Annotated in this window: 11 protein-coding genes and 1 pseudogene; 7 read left to right on the forward strand and 5 right to left on the reverse strand. The window is 74.1% G+C overall.

Annotated elements, in window-relative coordinates:
- Window positions 1–11 precede the first annotated feature (11 nt).
- The gene (locus VGP36_01105) at window positions 12–1211 is read left to right on the forward strand and encodes an AAA family ATPase (GenBank protein HEV7653322.1); all 1200 of its coding nucleotides are present in this window, start codon (window positions 12–14) and stop codon (window positions 1209–1211) included.
- 58 nt (window positions 1212–1269) lie between these two features.
- Here the strand turns inward: VGP36_01105 and meaB are convergent, their stop codons facing one another.
- Genes meaB through VGP36_01120 form a run of 3 tightly spaced genes read right to left on the reverse strand, consistent with a single transcriptional unit; the run spans window position 1270 to window position 6165 of the window.
- Window positions 1270–2232, reverse strand: a complete 963-nt coding sequence (gene meaB / locus VGP36_01110; GenBank protein HEV7653323.1) for a methylmalonyl Co-A mutase-associated GTPase MeaB — start codon at window positions 2230–2232, stop codon at window positions 1270–1272.
- Complete coding sequence (gene scpA / locus VGP36_01115) at window positions 2219–4336, reverse strand: methylmalonyl-CoA mutase (protein HEV7653324.1); 2118 nt, start codon at window positions 4334–4336, stop codon at window positions 2219–2221. Before scpA ends, meaB begins: the two co-directional genes overlap by 14 nt.
- Window positions 4337–4359: 23 nt before the next feature.
- A complete protein-coding gene (locus VGP36_01120; protein HEV7653325.1) occupies window positions 4360–6165 on the reverse strand; it encodes a methylmalonyl-CoA mutase family protein in 1806 nt (601 codons plus the stop codon).
- A gap of 227 nt (window positions 6166–6392) precedes the next feature.
- Between VGP36_01120 and VGP36_01125 the strand changes: the two genes are divergently transcribed.
- A complete protein-coding gene (locus VGP36_01125) occupies window positions 6393–6653 on the forward strand; it encodes a LysR family transcriptional regulator (GenBank protein ID HEV7653326.1) in 261 nt (86 codons plus the stop codon).
- On the opposite strand, the gene VGP36_01130 is transcribed toward VGP36_01125, so the two are convergent.
- The gene (locus tag VGP36_01130; GenBank protein HEV7653327.1) at window positions 6646–7218 is read right to left on the reverse strand and encodes a YqgE/AlgH family protein; all 573 of its coding nucleotides are present in this window, start codon (window positions 7216–7218) and stop codon (window positions 6646–6648) included. The two genes, VGP36_01125 and VGP36_01130, sit on opposite strands and share 8 nt — an antisense overlap.
- An 84-nt stretch (window positions 7219–7302) precedes the next feature.
- On the opposite strand from VGP36_01130, the gene VGP36_01135 reads away from it, so the two are divergent.
- Window positions 7303–8613 (forward strand): MFS transporter, encoded by a 1311-nt coding sequence (locus VGP36_01135; protein HEV7653328.1) that lies wholly within the window; start codon window positions 7303–7305, stop codon window positions 8611–8613.
- Between the two features lie 10 nt (window positions 8614–8623).
- Window positions 8624–9286, forward strand: a complete 663-nt coding sequence (locus VGP36_01140) for a hypothetical protein (GenBank protein HEV7653329.1) — start codon at window positions 8624–8626, stop codon at window positions 9284–9286.
- Here the strand turns inward: VGP36_01140 and VGP36_01145 are convergent.
- Window positions 9283–10686, reverse strand: a complete 1404-nt coding sequence (locus tag VGP36_01145) for a CCA tRNA nucleotidyltransferase (GenBank protein ID HEV7653330.1) — start codon at window positions 10684–10686, stop codon at window positions 9283–9285. The two genes, VGP36_01140 and VGP36_01145, sit on opposite strands and share 4 nt — an antisense overlap.
- Before the next feature lie 96 nt (window positions 10687–10782).
- On the opposite strand from VGP36_01145, the pseudogene VGP36_01150 reads away from it, so the two are divergent.
- The 3 genes and pseudogenes from VGP36_01150 (at window position 10783) to murJ (ending at window position 15483) form a co-directional block, all read left to right on the forward strand.
- Window positions 10783–11229: pseudogene (locus VGP36_01150) on the forward strand (NUDIX hydrolase).
- A 25-nt stretch (window positions 11230–11254) separates the two neighbouring features.
- A complete protein-coding gene (locus VGP36_01155; protein ID HEV7653331.1) occupies window positions 11255–13423 on the forward strand; it encodes a DUF6049 family protein in 2169 nt (722 codons plus the stop codon).
- Window positions 13420–15483 carry a murein biosynthesis integral membrane protein MurJ gene (gene murJ, locus VGP36_01160; protein HEV7653332.1) on the forward strand — a complete coding sequence of 688 codons (2064 nt, stop codon included), beginning with the start codon at window positions 13420–13422 and terminating at the stop codon, window positions 15481–15483. The genes VGP36_01155 and murJ overlap by 4 nt, the downstream gene beginning before the upstream one ends.
- Window positions 15484–15524: the final 41 nt, after the last annotated feature.

A 15524-nucleotide genomic window follows, 5' to 3' on the forward strand; every position in this document is an offset into this window, starting at 1 on the left:
AGTCCGATCGCATGGATCCCGTCCGGAACCCGTACGCGCCCGGAGCCGGGCAGCGACCGCCCGAGCTGGCCGGCCGGGACCGGGAGCTGGGCCGGTTCGACGTGGTGCTGGAGCGGGTCGCGCGGGGCCGCCCGGAGCGCAGCCTGGTGCTCACCGGCCTGCGCGGCGTCGGCAAGACCGTGCTGCTCAACGCGCTGCGCTCGCAGGCGATCGGGCGGATGTGGGGAACCGGCAAGATCGAGGCCCGGCCGGACCAGTCGATCCGGCGGCCGGTCGCGGCCGCGCTGCACATGGCGCTGCGGGAGATCGCCGGCCGGCACCGGGATCCCGAGCGGGTGGATCAGGTGCTCGGCGTGCTCAAGGCGTTCTCGTTGCGGGAGCCGGACGCGCCCGCGCGGGCCCGGACGGCGAAGACCGGACCGCGCTGGCAGCCCGGCATCGACGTACCGGCCGCGATGGGGCGGGCCGACACCGGCGACCTGGAGATCGACCTGGTCGAGCTGTTCGCCGACGCCGCCTCGATCGCCACCGACCTGGGCGTGGGCATCGCGCTGTTCATCGACGAGATGCAGGACATCCCGGCCGCAGACGTGTCGGCACTCTGCGCGGCCTGCCACGAGCTGTCCCAGACCGGGGCGCCGCTCATCGTCGTCGGCGCCGGCCTGCCGCACCTGCCCTCGGTGCTGTCGGCCTCGAAGTCGTACTCGGAGCGGCTGTTCCACTACCTGCGCATCGACCGGCTGGAGCGGGTGGCGGCCGACCTGGCCCTGCTCGCGCCGGCCGAACGGGAGGACGTCGAGTTCACCCCGCAGGCGCTGGACGCGCTCTATGCGGTCTCCGGCGGGTATCCGTACTTCGTCCAGGCGTACGGGAAGGTGACGTGGGACGCGGCCCCGACCTCGCCGATCACGGCCGAGGACGTCAAGGTCGCCGCCCCGGACGCGGACGCCGAACTGGCGGTCGGCTTCTTCGGCAGCCGGTACGAGCGGGCTACGCCCGCGGAGCGGGACTACATGCGCGCGATGGCCGCCCTCGGTGACGGCCCCGTCGCCACCTCCGCGGTCGCCGACTCCCTGGAACGCAAGGCCTCCAGCCTGTCCCCGGCGCGGGACTCGCTGCTGAAGAAGGGCCTGGTCTACTCGGCCGAGCGCGGGCTGGTCGCGTTCACGGTCCCGCACTTCGGCCAGTTCCTGCGGACCCAGCATCCCTGATCGATCGGGTCGTCTACGCCCGTCTAGCGATCATCGTAGAGATCGGTAGAGAGCCCGATCATCGTTCCAGCGCGTCGAGGATCTTGGTCGCGGCCTGGTCGGGGGTGAGGGTGCCGGCGAGGACGGCGGACTCGGCGGCGGTGACGACGGGCTTGATCGTGTCGAGGCGGGAGAGCAGCCGGTCCCGGACCATCGCGCGGGTCCAGTCGACGAGCTGGCGACGGCGCTTGGCCGCCAGCTCCCCGCGCGACACCAGCTGCTCGCGGTGCCGCTGGACGTGCCGCCAGACGTTGTCCAGGCCCTCGTTCTGCAGCGCCGAGCAGGTCACCACCGGCGCCTGCCAGTCGCCCTCGGATCCGCGCAGCATCCGCAACGCCCCGGACAGCTCCCGGGCCGCCTTGCGCGAGTCCAGCGCGTGCTCGCCGTCGGCCTTGTTGACCGCGATCACGTCGGCCAGCTCGAGGATGCCGCGCTTCATGCCCTGCAGCTGGTCGCCGGTGCGGGCCAGGGTGAGGAAGAGAAAGGTGTCGACCATCTCGGCCACGACGTACTCGCTCTGGCCGACGCCGACGGTCTCGACCAGCACGACGTCGTAGCCGGCCGCCTCCATCACCAGCATCGTCTCCCGGGTGGCCCGGGCGACCCCGCCGAGCGTGCCGGCCGCCGGCGACGGCCGGACGAACGCGTCCTCGGACGCCGCCAGCCGGGTCATCCGGGTCTTGTCCCCGAGGATCGACCCACCCGTACGGCCCGAGGACGGGTCGACGGCGAGCACCGCGACCCGATGCCCGGCCTCGACCAGGTTGACGCCGAGCTGGTCGATGAACGTGGACTTGCCGACCCCGGGCACGCCGGTGACGCCGACCCGCTGGGCCCCGCCGGTGTCCGGCAGCAGCGCGACCAGCAGCTCCTGGGCCCGGGCCCGGTGGTCCGCCCGGCGCGACTCGACCAGCGTGATGGCCCGGGCGATCGCGGCCCGGTGCCCCTCACGGACTCCCGTCGCGAGGTCAGCTGCCGGCACGGGAGAGCTGGTCGCAGAGCGTACGGAGCAGGTCCAGCGCGGCCTCGGCGATGACCGTCCCGGGCGGGAAGATCGCCGCCGCCCCGGCCGCCCGCAGCGCGTCGAAGTCCTGCGGCGGGATCACGCCGCCGACCACGATCATGATGTCCTCGCGCCCTTGCGAGGCGAGCTCGTCCCGGAGCGAGGGAACCAGCGTGAGGTGCCCGGCGGCCAGCGAGTTCACCCCGACGATGTGCACGTCGGCCTCGACCGCCTGCCGCGCGACCTCGGCCGGGGTCTGGAACAGCGGGCCGACGTCGACGTCGAAGCCGAGGTCGGCGAACGCGGTGGCCAGCACCTTCTGCCCGCGGTCGTGCCCGTCCTGGCCCATCTTGGCCATCAGGATGCGGGGCCGCCGGCCCTGCTCCTCCTCGAAGGCTGCGGTCGCCGCCCGGGCCTGCTCGATCAGGTCCACGGCTCCGGCCTCCTCCCGGTAGACGCCGGAGATCGTCCGGATCGTCGCGCTGTGCCGACCGTAGACCGCCTCGAGCGCGTCGGAGATCTCCCCGACGGTCGCCTGCGCCCGGGCCGCGTCGATGGACAGCTCCAGCAGGTTGCCCGTCCCGGCGGCCGCATCGGTGAGCGCGGCGAGTGCCCGCCGGACCGCGTCGGCGTCCCGCGACTCCCGCAGCCGCCGCAGCTTCTCCGCCTGCTCGGCCCGGACCGCGGAGTTGTCGATCTTCAGGACGTCGAGCAGGTCCTCCTGGGCCAGCCGGTACTTGTTGACCCCGATCACCGGCTGCCGGCCGGAGTCGATCCGGGCCTGCGTCCGGGCCGCGGCCTCCTCGATCCGCAGCTTCGGTAACCCGAGGTCGTTGGCCTTGGCCATCCCGCCGGCCTTCTCGACCTCGGTGATGTGCTCCCAGGCCCGGGCGGCGAGGTCCGCGGTCAGCTTCTCCACGTAGTACGAGCCGCCCCAGGGGTCGATCACCCGGGTCGTGCCGGACTCCTGCAGCAGCACCAGCTGGGTGTTGCGGGCGATCCGGGCGGAGACGTCGGACGGCAGCGCGAGGGCCTCGTCCAGCGCGTTCGTGTGCAGCGACTGGGTGTGGCCCTGGGTCGCCGCCATCGCCTCGACACAGGTCCGTACGACGTTGTTGAAGACGTCCTGCGCGGTCAGCGACCAGCCCGAGGTCTGCGAGTGCGTACGGAGCGAGAGCGACTTCGGGTTCTTGGGCTCGAAGTCCGCGACCAGCCGGGCCCAGAGCAGCCGGGCCGCCCGCAGCTTGGCGACCTCCATGAAGAAGTTCATGCCGATCGCCCAGAAGAACGACAGCCGGGGTGCGAACCGGTCCACGTCGAGCCCGGCCGCGATGCCGGCCCGCAGGTACTCGACCCCGTCCGCGAGCGTGTACGCCAGCTCCAGGTCGGCCGTCGCCCCGGCCTCCTGGATGTGGTAGCCGGAGATGGAGATCGAGTTGAACTTCGGCATCCGCTGCGAGGTGAACTCGAAGATGTCGCTGATGATCCGCATCGACGGCTGCGGCGGGTAGATGTAGGTGTTGCGGACCATGAACTCCTTGAGGATGTCGTTCTGGATGGTCCCGGTGAGCTGCTCCGGCTTCACCCCCTGCTCCTCGGCCGCGACGACGTAGAGCGCGAGGATCGGCAGCACGGCGCCGTTCATGGTCATCGAGACCGACATCCGGTCCAGCGGGATGCCGTCGAAGAGCTGGCGCATGTCGTAGATGGAGTCGATCGCGACGCCGGCCATCCCGACGTCGCCGACCACCCGGGGGTTGTCGCTGTCGTAGCCGCGGTGCGTCGGCAGGTCGAACGCGATGGACAGCCCCTTCTGCCCCATCGCCAGGTTCCGCCGGTAGAACGCGTTGGACTCGGCCGCGGTGGAGAACCCCGCGTACTGCCGGATCGTCCAGGGCTGGTTCACGTACATGGTCGGGTACGGACCGCGCAGGTAGGGCGCGATCCCCGGGTACGTGCCCAGGAAGTCGAGGCCGTCGAGGTCGGCGGCGGTGTAGAGCGGCGGGACCGGGATGCCCTCGGGCGTCTCCCAGGTCGCCGCCTCGGGCTTGGCCGCGGGCCCCGCCGGGGTCTCGCCGCGCAGCGTCGCCGCCGAGAAGTCGGGAATCACCGTGCCACCCCCAGCAGGTCGGCGGTCGTCCGGAGCGCGGCGAGCGCGTCGCACCCGGTGTAGAGGTACCCATCCGCCCCGAGCTCGCCCCGGCCGGCCAGCCAGACGTGCCGGGCACCGTCCTCCCGCAGCGTCTCGATCACCGCCGCAGCCTCGGCCGCGTACGCGGCGTCGGTCCCGCACAGGCAGACGACGGCGGTCCCGGCCCGGAGGAACTCCTCCGGCGGGCCGGCGACGACGTGCAGGCCGCCGGCCTGGAAGAGCCCGCGGGCGAAGCCGAGCCGGGCCGCGTTCGAGGTCATCGGGCCGAGCGTGGCCAGGTAGACGGCCGGCCGGGGCTCGACCGCCTCGACCGCGTCCCGCAGGTCCTCGTACTCGGCGGCCCAGTGCCCCGGCGCCAGCGGTCCGCCGGTCAGCGGCGGGGGCGCGGGGCGGCGGGGGACGGCCGGCTCGTCGGGCAACGCGTACTCGGTCACGCCGGTGAGCGGGGCCCGCCGGTGCGCGACGTCGTCCGCCCGCCGGGCCCGGGTCGCGGCGACGAGGTCCCCGATCGTGCCGTCGTCCAGCGCGGCGAGCGCCCCGCCGGCCCGCTCGATCGCGGTGAACGTGTCCCAGGCCTTGTCGGCCAGCTCGTCGGTGAACGCCTCGACGTACCAGGAGCCGCCGGCGGCGTCGAGGACGCGGCCGAGGCTGGACTCGTCGTGCAGGATCGCCTGGGTGTTGCGGGCGACCCGCCGGGCCAGGTCGTCCGGCAGCCCGAGCGCCGCGTCGAACGGCAGCACCGTGATCGCGTCGGCCCCGCCGACCGCGGCCGCGAAGCAGGCGATCGTGGTCCGGAGCATGTTCACCCAGGGGTCGTGGCGGGTCATCATCGCGGCCGAGGTGACCGCGTGCTGCCGCTGGCCGCGCCGGTCCGGCGCCGCCCCGCTGAGCTCCGCGACCCGGCCCCAGATCCGCCGGGCCGCCCGCAGCTTGGCGATCGAGGCGAACTGGTCGGCGCTGACCGCGAACCGGAACTCGATCGCGTCCAGCGCCGGCTCCACCGCCAGGCCGGCGTCGGTCAGCGCCCGCAGGTACGCCACCCCGGTCGCGGTCGCGACGGCCAGCTCGGTCGCGTCGCTCGCGCCGGCGTCGTGGGCGACGGTCCCGTCCACGGTCGCGACCCGCAGCCCGGCGCCACCCCGCCCGGCCAGCTCGCCGAGCAGGCCGAGGTCGGCGTCCGCGCCGGTCCGGGCCCGCAGCCCGATCGGGTCGGCGCCGAGGCTGCCCCGGACCTCGGCCGGGTCCAGCCCGCGGTCGGCGACCAGCGCGAGGAAGGCGTCGGCCGCGGCCCGGGTCTGCGCGCCGGCGTCCAGCGCGACCGGGGCGAGCTCGACGTAGACGCCCTCCAGCGCGGCGGCGAGATCGGCCACCGGCAGGCCGGCGTCGCCGAGCACGAGCCAGCTCGAGGTCGCCCCGGTCTCCAGGTCGTTGAGCAGCGCGGCCCGCAGGGCGGCCGGATCCGGGTTCGCGTGCCGCGGCCGGACGTCCCAGCCGGTCAGGGTCGGGCCGTCCGCGGTCGACCCCCGCACGTACGGCGCGGCGCCCGGCCGGCCCGGGTCCGCGACCGGCCGGTCCGCAGCGGTGTAGAGCGGCCGGACCGGGATGTCGTCGTACGTGGTGCCGGTCAGCGCCTCGACCGGGTCGGCGCCTTCGGGCAGGCCCGACCTGCGCAGCACCCCGGCCACCAGCTCGACCCACTGCTCGCGGGTCGTCGCCGGGAACTGGGCAGCGAGCGGGAGCGGATCCGTCGGCGCCGACATGTGCGGATCGTAAATCCCTCCGTACGAATCGGGGCTCCGCGCGTGGCCGACGTCTCGCCCGTACATGATCACGTCGCCGTCATCGGGGCCGACCAGGGCCCGGCCGTCCGCGGCGGGCTGATCGCGCTCGACATCCGGCCCTGGTACACGGTGGCCTGAGCCCTATCTACGGGGAATTGGGTCGTCAGGCCTTCAGCCTGGCCGGTGAACCTGCTACGAACTATCGAATGCACCTCGAGGTGAACCAGTTGCGCGCGCTCGCGACGCTGGCCGAGGAGCTCAACTACACGCGGGCCGCCCAGCGGCTCGGGGTCGCCCAGCCCGCGCTGTCGGCCCGGATCAGCCGGATGGAGCGCCGGCTCGGGTGTCAGCTGGTCGAGCGCAGCACCCGTTCCGTCCGCATCACCGAGACCGGGCTGGAGCTGCTGGCCCGGGCCCGGCCGCTGCTGGCCGAGCTCGACGCGGAGTCCCCCGGACCGCTCAGTTGAGCCGCGGGTCGTCCGGATAGGTCGCGAGCAGCGCGACCGACCCGCCCTGCCGCCGCAGCACGTCCCGCCAGAGATCGCCGCCGGGGTCGGCGAACACGTCCGAGGAGTGCCCGGCCACGACCAGCCAGGCGCCGTCGGCGATCTCGCCGGCGAGCTGGCCCGCGCCCCAGCCGGCGTACCCGGCGAAGACCCGGACCTGGTGCAGGTCCCGCTCGACCGCGCCCGGGTCGGTGTCCAGGTCGGTCAGCCCGACCGGAGCGGACACCTCGGTCCAGCCCCGCGGGCTCGCCCCGGCCCGCACCTCGGCCAGGCAGAGCGCCGCGTTGGTCTCGACGGGTCCGCCGACGAACAGCGTCCGCGGCGACGAGGCCAGGTCGAACCACTGCGGCAGCACGTCGAGCAGGGTGACGTCGCTGGGCCGGTTGAGCACGACGCCGACGCTGCCGTCCGGCCGGTGATCCAGGACGTACACGACCGTACGGCGGAAGTGGGGGTCACCCAGCACGGGCGAGGCCACGAGCAGGACACCGGGTTCCACACCGGCGTCGGGTCGCAGCGCGCACATCGGGGTCGATCCTGCCGTACGGAGGCCGTCGGCGTCCCACCGGCTCGGGCCGCCGGACACAGAGACGGGCCGTAGGTTGTGGGGATGCGTGCCACGGTCCCGGCGGCGGCGGACGCCCCGGCGCAGGGGCGCGGCCACGCGTTGCGGGCGGTGCTGCGCCGGCCGGACTTCCGCCGGCTCTACGGCACCCGGCTGGCCAGCCAGTGCGCCGACGGGGTGTTCCAGGCCAGCCTGGCCGGCGTCGTGCTGTTCAGCCCGGAGAGCGCGGCCGACCCGGCCGACATCGCGGGCGCGTTCGCCGCGCTGCTGCTGCCGTACTCGTTCGTGGGGCCGTTCGCGGGCGTGCTGCTGGACCGGTGGCGGCGGCAGCGGGTGCTCATGGTGTCCAACGTCGTGCGCTGCGTGCTGGTCGGCCTGGTCGCGCTGGAGATCGCGACCGCGACCACCGGCGTCCTGCTCTACGCGACCGCCCTGCTGGTCACCTCGGTGAACCGGTTCTTCCTGGCCGCGCAGTCGGCGGCCCAGCCGCACGTGGTCGAGCCGGAGCGGCTGGTGACCGGCAACGCGCTGTCCACCACCAGCGGCTCGGTGATCGCCGTGCTGGGCGGCGGGATCGCGCTGCTGCTGCAGCAGCTGGTCGGCGACGGCGACGGCGGGTACGCGGTGATCGCGCTGGCCTCGGTCCTCGGCTACGGCACGTCCGCGTTCCTGGCCCGGAAGTTCGCGCCCGACCAGCTCGGCCCGGACGACGTGGAGCGGTCCCGGCGGGAGACGCTGCGGGACGTCGCCCGCGGGCTGGTGGCCGGCGGCCGGCACGTGGCCCAGCGCCGCGAGGTCGTCTCCGCGCTGACCGCGATCGGGGCGCACCGCTTCTTCTACGGCATCTCGACGATCTCCACGCTGCTGCTCTACCGGAACTACTTCACCGACGACGGCGTCTTCCAGGCCGGGCTGGCCGGGCTCGGGCAGGTGTTCGCGGCGACCGCGGCCGGCACGCTGATCGCGGCCTCGGTCACCCCGGCCGCGGTCCGCCGGTTCGGCAAGCACGTCTGGGTCACCGGGCTGTTCGCGGCGGCCGCGGTCACCGAGATCGCGCTCGGGGTGCCGTACACGATGCAGACGCTGCTGCCGGCCGCGCTGTTGCTCGGCATCGTCGCCCAAGCGTCCAAGATCAGCGTGGACACGCTCGTGCAGGAGCAGGTCGAGGACGACTACCGCGGTCGGGTCTTCTCCCTCTACGACACGCTGTTCAACGTCACGTTCGTGGCCGCGGCGGTGGCGGGGGCGTTCGCGCTGCCGATCAGCGGCAAGTCGTACTTCATGCTCGGCGTCGTCGCCGGTGGCTACGCGGTCACCGCGGTGACCTACCGGCTGGCGGTGCGACGGGCGGGCTAGGGTCGTCGCCGTGCAGCCTGGAGATGGACCCCCGCAGCCCGGCCACGGCCCGCCCGACCCGCTCGCGGTCATCGCCGGGTTGGACTACCTGTTCGTCCAGCAGAAGTTCGCCCCGATCGCGAACAAGTACCAGATCTCGACGCTCGGGCAGGACGGGAAGTCGGCCGGCCACCCGCTGGCGTACGTGCAGCAGAAGCGGCTGAAGATCCGGGAGCAGATCGACTTCTTCACCGACGAGACCCGGTCGGTGCCGCTGATGCGGCTGCAGGCGCGCAAGGTCTTCGAGTTCCGCGGCATGACCGACGTGCTGATCCCGAGCGGTCAGGTCATCGGGACGTTCAAGAAGAACTTCGGCAAGTCCCTGCTGCGCTCGTCCTGGACGATCCTGGCCCCCGGCGGTCAGCCGATCGCCACCGCGCAGGAGTCCAACGTGTTCATCGCGGTGCTGCGCCGGATCTGGAGCGCGCTGCCGTACGTGGGGGACATCCCGTTCTTCATCCCGTTCCACTTCGACATCGCGCTGCCCGACGGGCGGCCGATCGGCCGCTACCGCCGGGTCGCCGCGATCCGCGACCGGTACGTGCTGGACCTCTCCGGCGACCCCCAGCGCTGGCTGGACCGCCGCCTGGCGCTGGCGTTCACGGTCGCCCTCGACGCCCTCCAGGACCGCTAGAGACCCTGCTCCTGCGCCCAGGTCCGCAGCTCCGCGACGGCCTCGTCGTGGGGGAGGGGGCCGCGGTCCAGGCGCAGCTCCTTGAGGAACCGCCAGGCCTGCCCGACCAGCGGACCGGGCGGGAGCTCCAGCAGCCGCATGATCTCGTTGCCGTCCAGGTCCGGGCGGACCGCGCGCAGGTCCTCCTCGGCCTCGATCCGGGCGATCCGCTCCTCCAGCAGGTCGTACGAGCGGGCCAGCGCGGCCGCCCGGCGCTTGTTGCGGGTGGTGCTGTCCGACCGGACCAGCTTGTGCAGCCGGCCCAGCAGCGGGCCGGCGTCGGTGACGTACCGGCGGACCGCGGAGTCGGTCCACTCGCCGCGGCCGTAGCCGTGGAAGCGCAGGTGCAGCAGGGTCAGCCGGGAGACCTCCTCGATGATCTCCTTCGGGTACTTCAGCGCCCGCAGCCGGGCCCGCACCAGCTTGGCCCCGACCACCTCGTGGTGGTGGAAGGAGACGCCGCCGCCGGACTCGTGCCGCCGGGTCGCGGGCTTGCCCACGTCGTGCAGCAGCGCCGCCAGCCGCAGCACCAGGTCGGGCCCGTCCTGCTCCAGCGCGATGGCCTGGTCGAGCACGGTCAGCGAGTGCGCGTAGACGTCCTTGTGCTGGTGGTGCTCGTCGATCTCCATCCGCAGCGCGGGCAGCTCCGGCAGCACCACGTCGGCCAGCCCGGTGTCGACCAGCAGCTCCAGCCCGCGCCTCGGGAAGGCGCCGAGCAGCAGCTTGGACAGCTCGACCTGGACCCGCTCGGCGGTGATCCGGCCGATCTCCGGGGCCAGCTCGGTCATCGCCGCGACCACGTCGGCGGTCGGGGTGACGCCGAGCTGGGAGACGAACCGGGCCGCCCGCATCATCCGCAGCGGGTCGTCGGCGAAGGACTCGCGCGGGTCGGCCGGCGTCCGCAGCGCGCCGGTGGCCAGGTCCCGCAGCCCCCCGTACGGGTCGGAGAAGACGTGCCCGGGCACGGACAGCGCCATCGCGTTCATGGTGAAGTCGCGCCGGCGCAGGTCGTCGCCCAGCGACTCGCCGTACGCGACCAGCGGGTTGCGGCTGACCCGGTCGTAGCGGTCCGCCCGGTACGTGGTGATCTCGCAGCGCAGGCCGCGCACCAGCACCCCGACCGTGCCGAAGTCGATCCCGGTGGTCCAGGTCGTCCCCAGCCCGGCGACGAGACCGAGGACGGCCTCGGGGCGGGCGTCGGTGGCGAAGTCGTAGTCGCCGCCCTGGTCGGCGGCCCGGCCGAGCAGCGCGTCCCGGACGAGCCCCCCGACCAGATGCAGCTCGAAACCGGCGGTGGCGAACAGCTCGCCCAGCATGTCGGCGACCTCGGGCACCTGCACGAGGTCCGCGGGCGAGGTCACAGGAGCCCCTGGGGTTTGCACGGACGTGGACACGACCGTCGAGCCTACCGAGAACAGCCCCGGTGCCGCGCGGCGCTTACGATCGACCGCATGGCCCGTCCACGTCGTCCCCGGGTGCGCCGGGTCGACGAGACGTCCGCCGGCGGACTCGTCGTGGACAGCTCCTCCGGGACGGCTGTCGCGGCGTTGATCGGGCGCAAGGACCGCCGGGGCCGGTTGCTCTGGTCCCTGCCCAAGGGTCACATCGAGGCCGGGGAGAGCGCCGAGCAGGCCGCCATCCGGGAGGTGGCCGAGGAGACCGGCATCGCCGGCACGATCGTGGGCCGGCTCGGCACCATCGACTTCTGGTTCATGGCCGACGGTCGCCGGGTGCACAAGACCGTGCACCACTTCCTGCTGCGGGCCGAGGGCGGCGAGCTCTCCGACGCCGACGTCGAGGTCACCGCGGTGGCCTGGGTGCCGCTGGACGAGCTCGGCGCGCGGCTGGCGTACGAGGACGAGCGGACGCTGGTCGCCCGCGCCCCGGAGCTGCTCGACAGTGTCTGAGCGGGTACGCCGGATCGGGGCGGTGCTGGGCGCGGCGGTCGCGCTGGTGGCCGGGCTGCCGGTGGCGGCCACGGCCGCCCCGGCGCCGTCCGGCCCGGCCCCGGCCCCGGGGTCGAGCGCACGGGCGTCGAGCGCACGGGCGTCGAGCGCCCCGGCCGAGCCGGTGGCGATGACGCTGCAGACCCTGGAGCCGCACGACGTCCGGCCGGACTCGACGATCACGATCAGCGCGCTGCTGCGCAACACCAGCGCGAACAGCACCGGGCCGCTGATCCTGCGGCTGCGCCGGGGCACGGTGATCAGCACCCGGGGCGAGCTGCAGGCGGCCGACTCCGACCAGCCCACCACCGGTTCCGCCGCCGCCCCGCCGCAGGCGCTGCACTCCGGGCTGACCCCGGGCCAGACGACGCGGGTGACGTACCAGGCCAAGGTCAGCGACCTGGCCCTGTCGAGCTTCAGCGGGATCGGGGTCTACCCGCTCGCGCTGACCGTGCAGCGGGCCGACGACGGCACCGAGGTCGGCCGGCTGGCCACCGACCTGCCGTACCTGCAGCAGGGGATCAGCGGGACCAAGGTCACGCTGCTCTGGCCGCTGCTGGACCGGCCGCACCGGCTGACCGGCGCGCCCGCGGGCTCCCCCGAGGTCTTCGCCGACGACCTGCTGGCCCGGTCGGTCGCCCCCGGCGGCCGGCTGAACACGCTGCTGGCCGCGGCCGAGGCGGTCACCGGCAAGGTCAAGCTGACCCTGGTGGTCGACCCGGAGACGATCGAGGCGCTGAGCCGGATGACCGACCCGGCCGGCTACCGGGTCGGCACCGGCAGCCGCACGGTGGCCGGGACCGGCGCGGTCGCGGCCGCGGACTGGCTCGGCCGGCTGCGCGCGATCGTGCCGAAGCACCTGCTGGTGGCCACGCCGTACGCGGACCCCGACATCGTGGCGCTGGAGCGCGGCGGCAACGCCGCGCTGGCCCGGTTCCAGCAGCCCGACCTGGACGCGACCGCCCGGGTGCTGGGCGAGATGCCCTCGACCAAGGTGTCCTGGCCGCCGGACGGGCAGCTCACCGACTCCGCGCTGGACGACGTGGTCGCCCAGGGCGCCAACGCGGTCGTTCTCTCGCCGAACGCGCTGTCCGGCACCGGCGCGGTCGAGTCCGGCCGCACCCCGAGCGGGGTCTCGCCGCTGCCGGCCCTCTCCGGCCCGGCGGTCGCGCTGGTCAGCGACCCGGTCGTGCAGAACATCCTGCAGCGCGGGGGCCTGAGGACGCACGGCTTCGCCGGGGGTCCGCGGATCGCCGAGCAGCGGCTGCTGTCCGAGCTGGCGATGATCACCGCCGAGGCCCCGAACGACACCCGCACGATCGTGCTGGCCCCGCCGCGCCGCTGGGACCCCCCGGCGGCGTACGCGAGGGCGCTGGCCACCGACCTCGGCTCGATCTCCTGGCTGACCGCGGTCGACGCGCTGCAGGCGTCCGGCAGCCCGCAGGTGGACCGGGGTGCACTGGTCTACCCGGGCGCGGCCCGGGCCCGCGAGGTCCCGCCGTCGCTGATCTCCGACATCGGCCTGGTCCAGTCCCAGGTGGCGGACTTCCGCAGCGCGCTGAGCAACGAGGACGCCGGCACCGAGCTCCAGCCGTACGGGGACGCGGTCCGGCGGGCGGGCTCGTCGGCCTGGCGCAGCCAGCTGCCGGCCGGGCAGGCGTACGTGGCCCGGTTGCTGCGGCAGATCGGCACCCTGCGGGGCGCGGTGACGCTGAGCTCGCCGGCCACCGGCGACTACACGCTCGCGTCCTCCGACAGCCCGCTGCTGCTGACGCTGGAGAACAAGCTGACCGTGCCGGTCAGCGTCCGGCTCCGGCTGACCACCCCGGCCGGCTTCACCACCAGGGACGTCGGCCTCCAGCAGATCCCACCCAAGGGCAAGCGCACCGTGAAGGTCCTCGCCTCGGTCCAGCGGACCGGCACGTTCGCGGTGAAGGGCCAGGTCACCACGCCGACCGGCGGCGCGCTGGGCAACGAGATCACGCTCTCGGTCCGCTCGACCGCGTACGGCGGGCTGGCCCTGGGCATCACCGGGCTGGCCTTCGCGGTGTTGGTGCTGGCGGTGCTGTACCGGCTCTACCGGCGCTGGAAGGCGCGCGGCACCGAGCCGCCGGTCGCCGCCGGCAGCCCGGCCGACCGGAGCCTGACGTGACCGGCTGGAACTCCTGGGACGAGATGACCCAGGAGCTGCCCCGGCTGCCTCCCGCGTTCTTCGACGACCCGGTCTTCCGGGCCGGCGGGCCGCCGCCGGTGCAGGACGTCGGCCCGGCCGTCACCGAGACCGCGAACGGCACCGGGGTCGCCGACCGGCCCGACACCCGCCGCCCCGGACCGCCGGGACCGCACGGCCGGCCCGAGGGCTGGGCCGGTCGCCCCGGCGTGGGCCGGCCCGGCCCGGCGCCGGTCTGGCCCGGCTCGGCGGACGAGACCGTGGTCATCCCGCCGGGCGGGCTGGTCATGCCGCCCGCCGGCATCCCGCCGGGCGCGACCGACGAGACCGTCGTCATCCCGCCGATCACCGGCATCGAGGGCGCCCCGGCGACCCCGCCCGCCGGTCCGGTGCCGCGGGCCGGGCAGCCGGCCCCGAGCCTGGGGCGAGCGTCCCGGACGATGGCGATCGCCTCGGCCGCGTCCCGGCTGACCGGCTTCCTGCGCAGCCTCGCGATCACCGCGGCGCTCGGCGTCGCGCTGGTCGGCAACGCGTACAACACCGCGAACACGCTGCCGAACATCGTCTACGAGCTGCTGCTCGGCGGCGTGCTGACCTCGGTGGTGGTCCCGCTGCTGGTGCAGGCGCAGGAGCGGGACCGGGACGGCGGCGAGGCGTACACCCAGCGGTTGCTGAGCCTGGCCGTGGTCGGGCTGGTCGGGACGACGCTGCTGGCCACTCTGGCCGCGCCGGTGCTGACGATCCTCTACGCCTCCGACGGCGGCCCGAAGGCCGAGCTGACCACGTTCTTCGCGTACCTGCTGCTGCCGGAGATCTTCTTCTACGGCCTGGGCGCGATGATCGGCGCGATCCTCAACACCCGCGGCATCTTCGGGCCGCCGGCCTGGTCACCGGTGCTCAACAACGTCGTGGTGATCGCGATCGCCGGGCTGTTCTTCGGGGTGACGGCCGGCGACGGCGGCCGGACCACCAGCTCGCTGTCCACCGGCGAGGTGCTGCTGCTCGGCATCGGCACCACGTTCGGCATCGTCGCGCAGGCGATCGTGCTGCTGCCGGCACTGCGGCGGACCGGCTTCCGCTGGAAGCTGCGGCTGGACCTGCGCGGCTCCCGGCTGGGCGAGGCCGGCCCGCTCGCCCTCTGGGTCATCGGCTACGTCGTGGTCAGCCAGATCGGCTACCTGGTCCAGCTCCGGCTGGCCAACGGCATCCCGGACACCCTGCCCGGCGTGACCACGTTCACCAACTCCAGCCTGCTGTTCCAGATGCCGTACGGGATCCTCGGCGTCTCGCTGCTGACCGCGCTGATGCCGCGGATGAGCCGGGCCGCGGCCCGCGGGGACCAGGACAGCGTGCTGTCCGACCTCTCGCTCGGCGCCCGGCTGTCCGCGCTGGCGCTGCTGCCGGTCACCGCCCTGTTCATCGTGCTCGGCCCGGCCATCGGCACGGTCATCTACGGGCACGGGCGGACCGACCTGGGCGAGGCCCGGCAGATCGGCGTGGTGCTGGCGTTCTCCGCCTTCGGGCTGGTGCCGTTCGCGATCACGATGCTGCAGCTGCGGGTGTTCTACGCGGTCAAGGACGCGAAGACGCCGACCGTGATCAATTTGGGCATGATGGCGGCCCGGGTGGTGCTCTCGCTGCTCGCGGGCGCGATCCTGCCCGACCGGCACCTGGTCGCCGGCCTGCTGGTGGCGACCAGCCTGTCCTACGTCGTCGGCGCGATCGGCGGGGAGGCGCTGCTGCGGCGCCGGTTCGGCCACCTCGACACCGCCCGGACCGTCCGGGCCTCGACCCGGTTCCTGGTCATGTCCGTGTTCGCCGGCCTGGCCGCCTGGCTGGTGCTGATGCTCGTCACCGGCGCGCTGGGCCACGGCGTGCTCGGCTCGTTCACCGGGGTGGTGCTGGGCTCGGTCGCCGCGGGCGCGGTGCTGGCCGTCTCGGTCCTGGTCGGGCGCTCGGCCGAGCTCGACGACGTGCTGCGTGGCCTGCGCGGACGGACGAGTGCCGGGATCGCCGGGAGGCATCGTGCCGGTCGCGACTGAGACGGTCCGCACGCTCGCGCGGAGATGTCCTCCGGGGGCTT

This window comes from Mycobacteriales bacterium (assembly GCA_035995165.1).
Classification (GTDB): domain Bacteria; phylum Actinomycetota; class Actinomycetes; order Mycobacteriales; family CADCTP01; genus CADCTP01.

What these genes read in the sequence shown, in the direction of transcription:
- VGP36_01105 (HEV7653322.1), top strand. Translation starts at nt 12, where the DNA reads ATGGATCCCGTCCGGAACCCGTACGCGCCCGGAGCCGGGCAGCGACCG.
- VGP36_01120 (HEV7653325.1), bottom strand. Translation starts at nt 6,165, where the DNA reads ATGTCGGCGCCGACGGATCCGCTCCCGCTCGCTGCCCAGTTCCCGGCG.
- VGP36_01125 (HEV7653326.1), top strand. Translation starts at nt 6,393, where the DNA reads ATGCACCTCGAGGTGAACCAGTTGCGCGCGCTCGCGACGCTGGCCGAG.
- VGP36_01130 (HEV7653327.1), bottom strand. Translation starts at nt 7,218, where the DNA reads ATGTGCGCGCTGCGACCCGACGCCGGTGTGGAACCCGGTGTCCTGCTC.
- VGP36_01135 (HEV7653328.1), top strand. Translation starts at nt 7,303, where the DNA reads ATGCGTGCCACGGTCCCGGCGGCGGCGGACGCCCCGGCGCAGGGGCGC.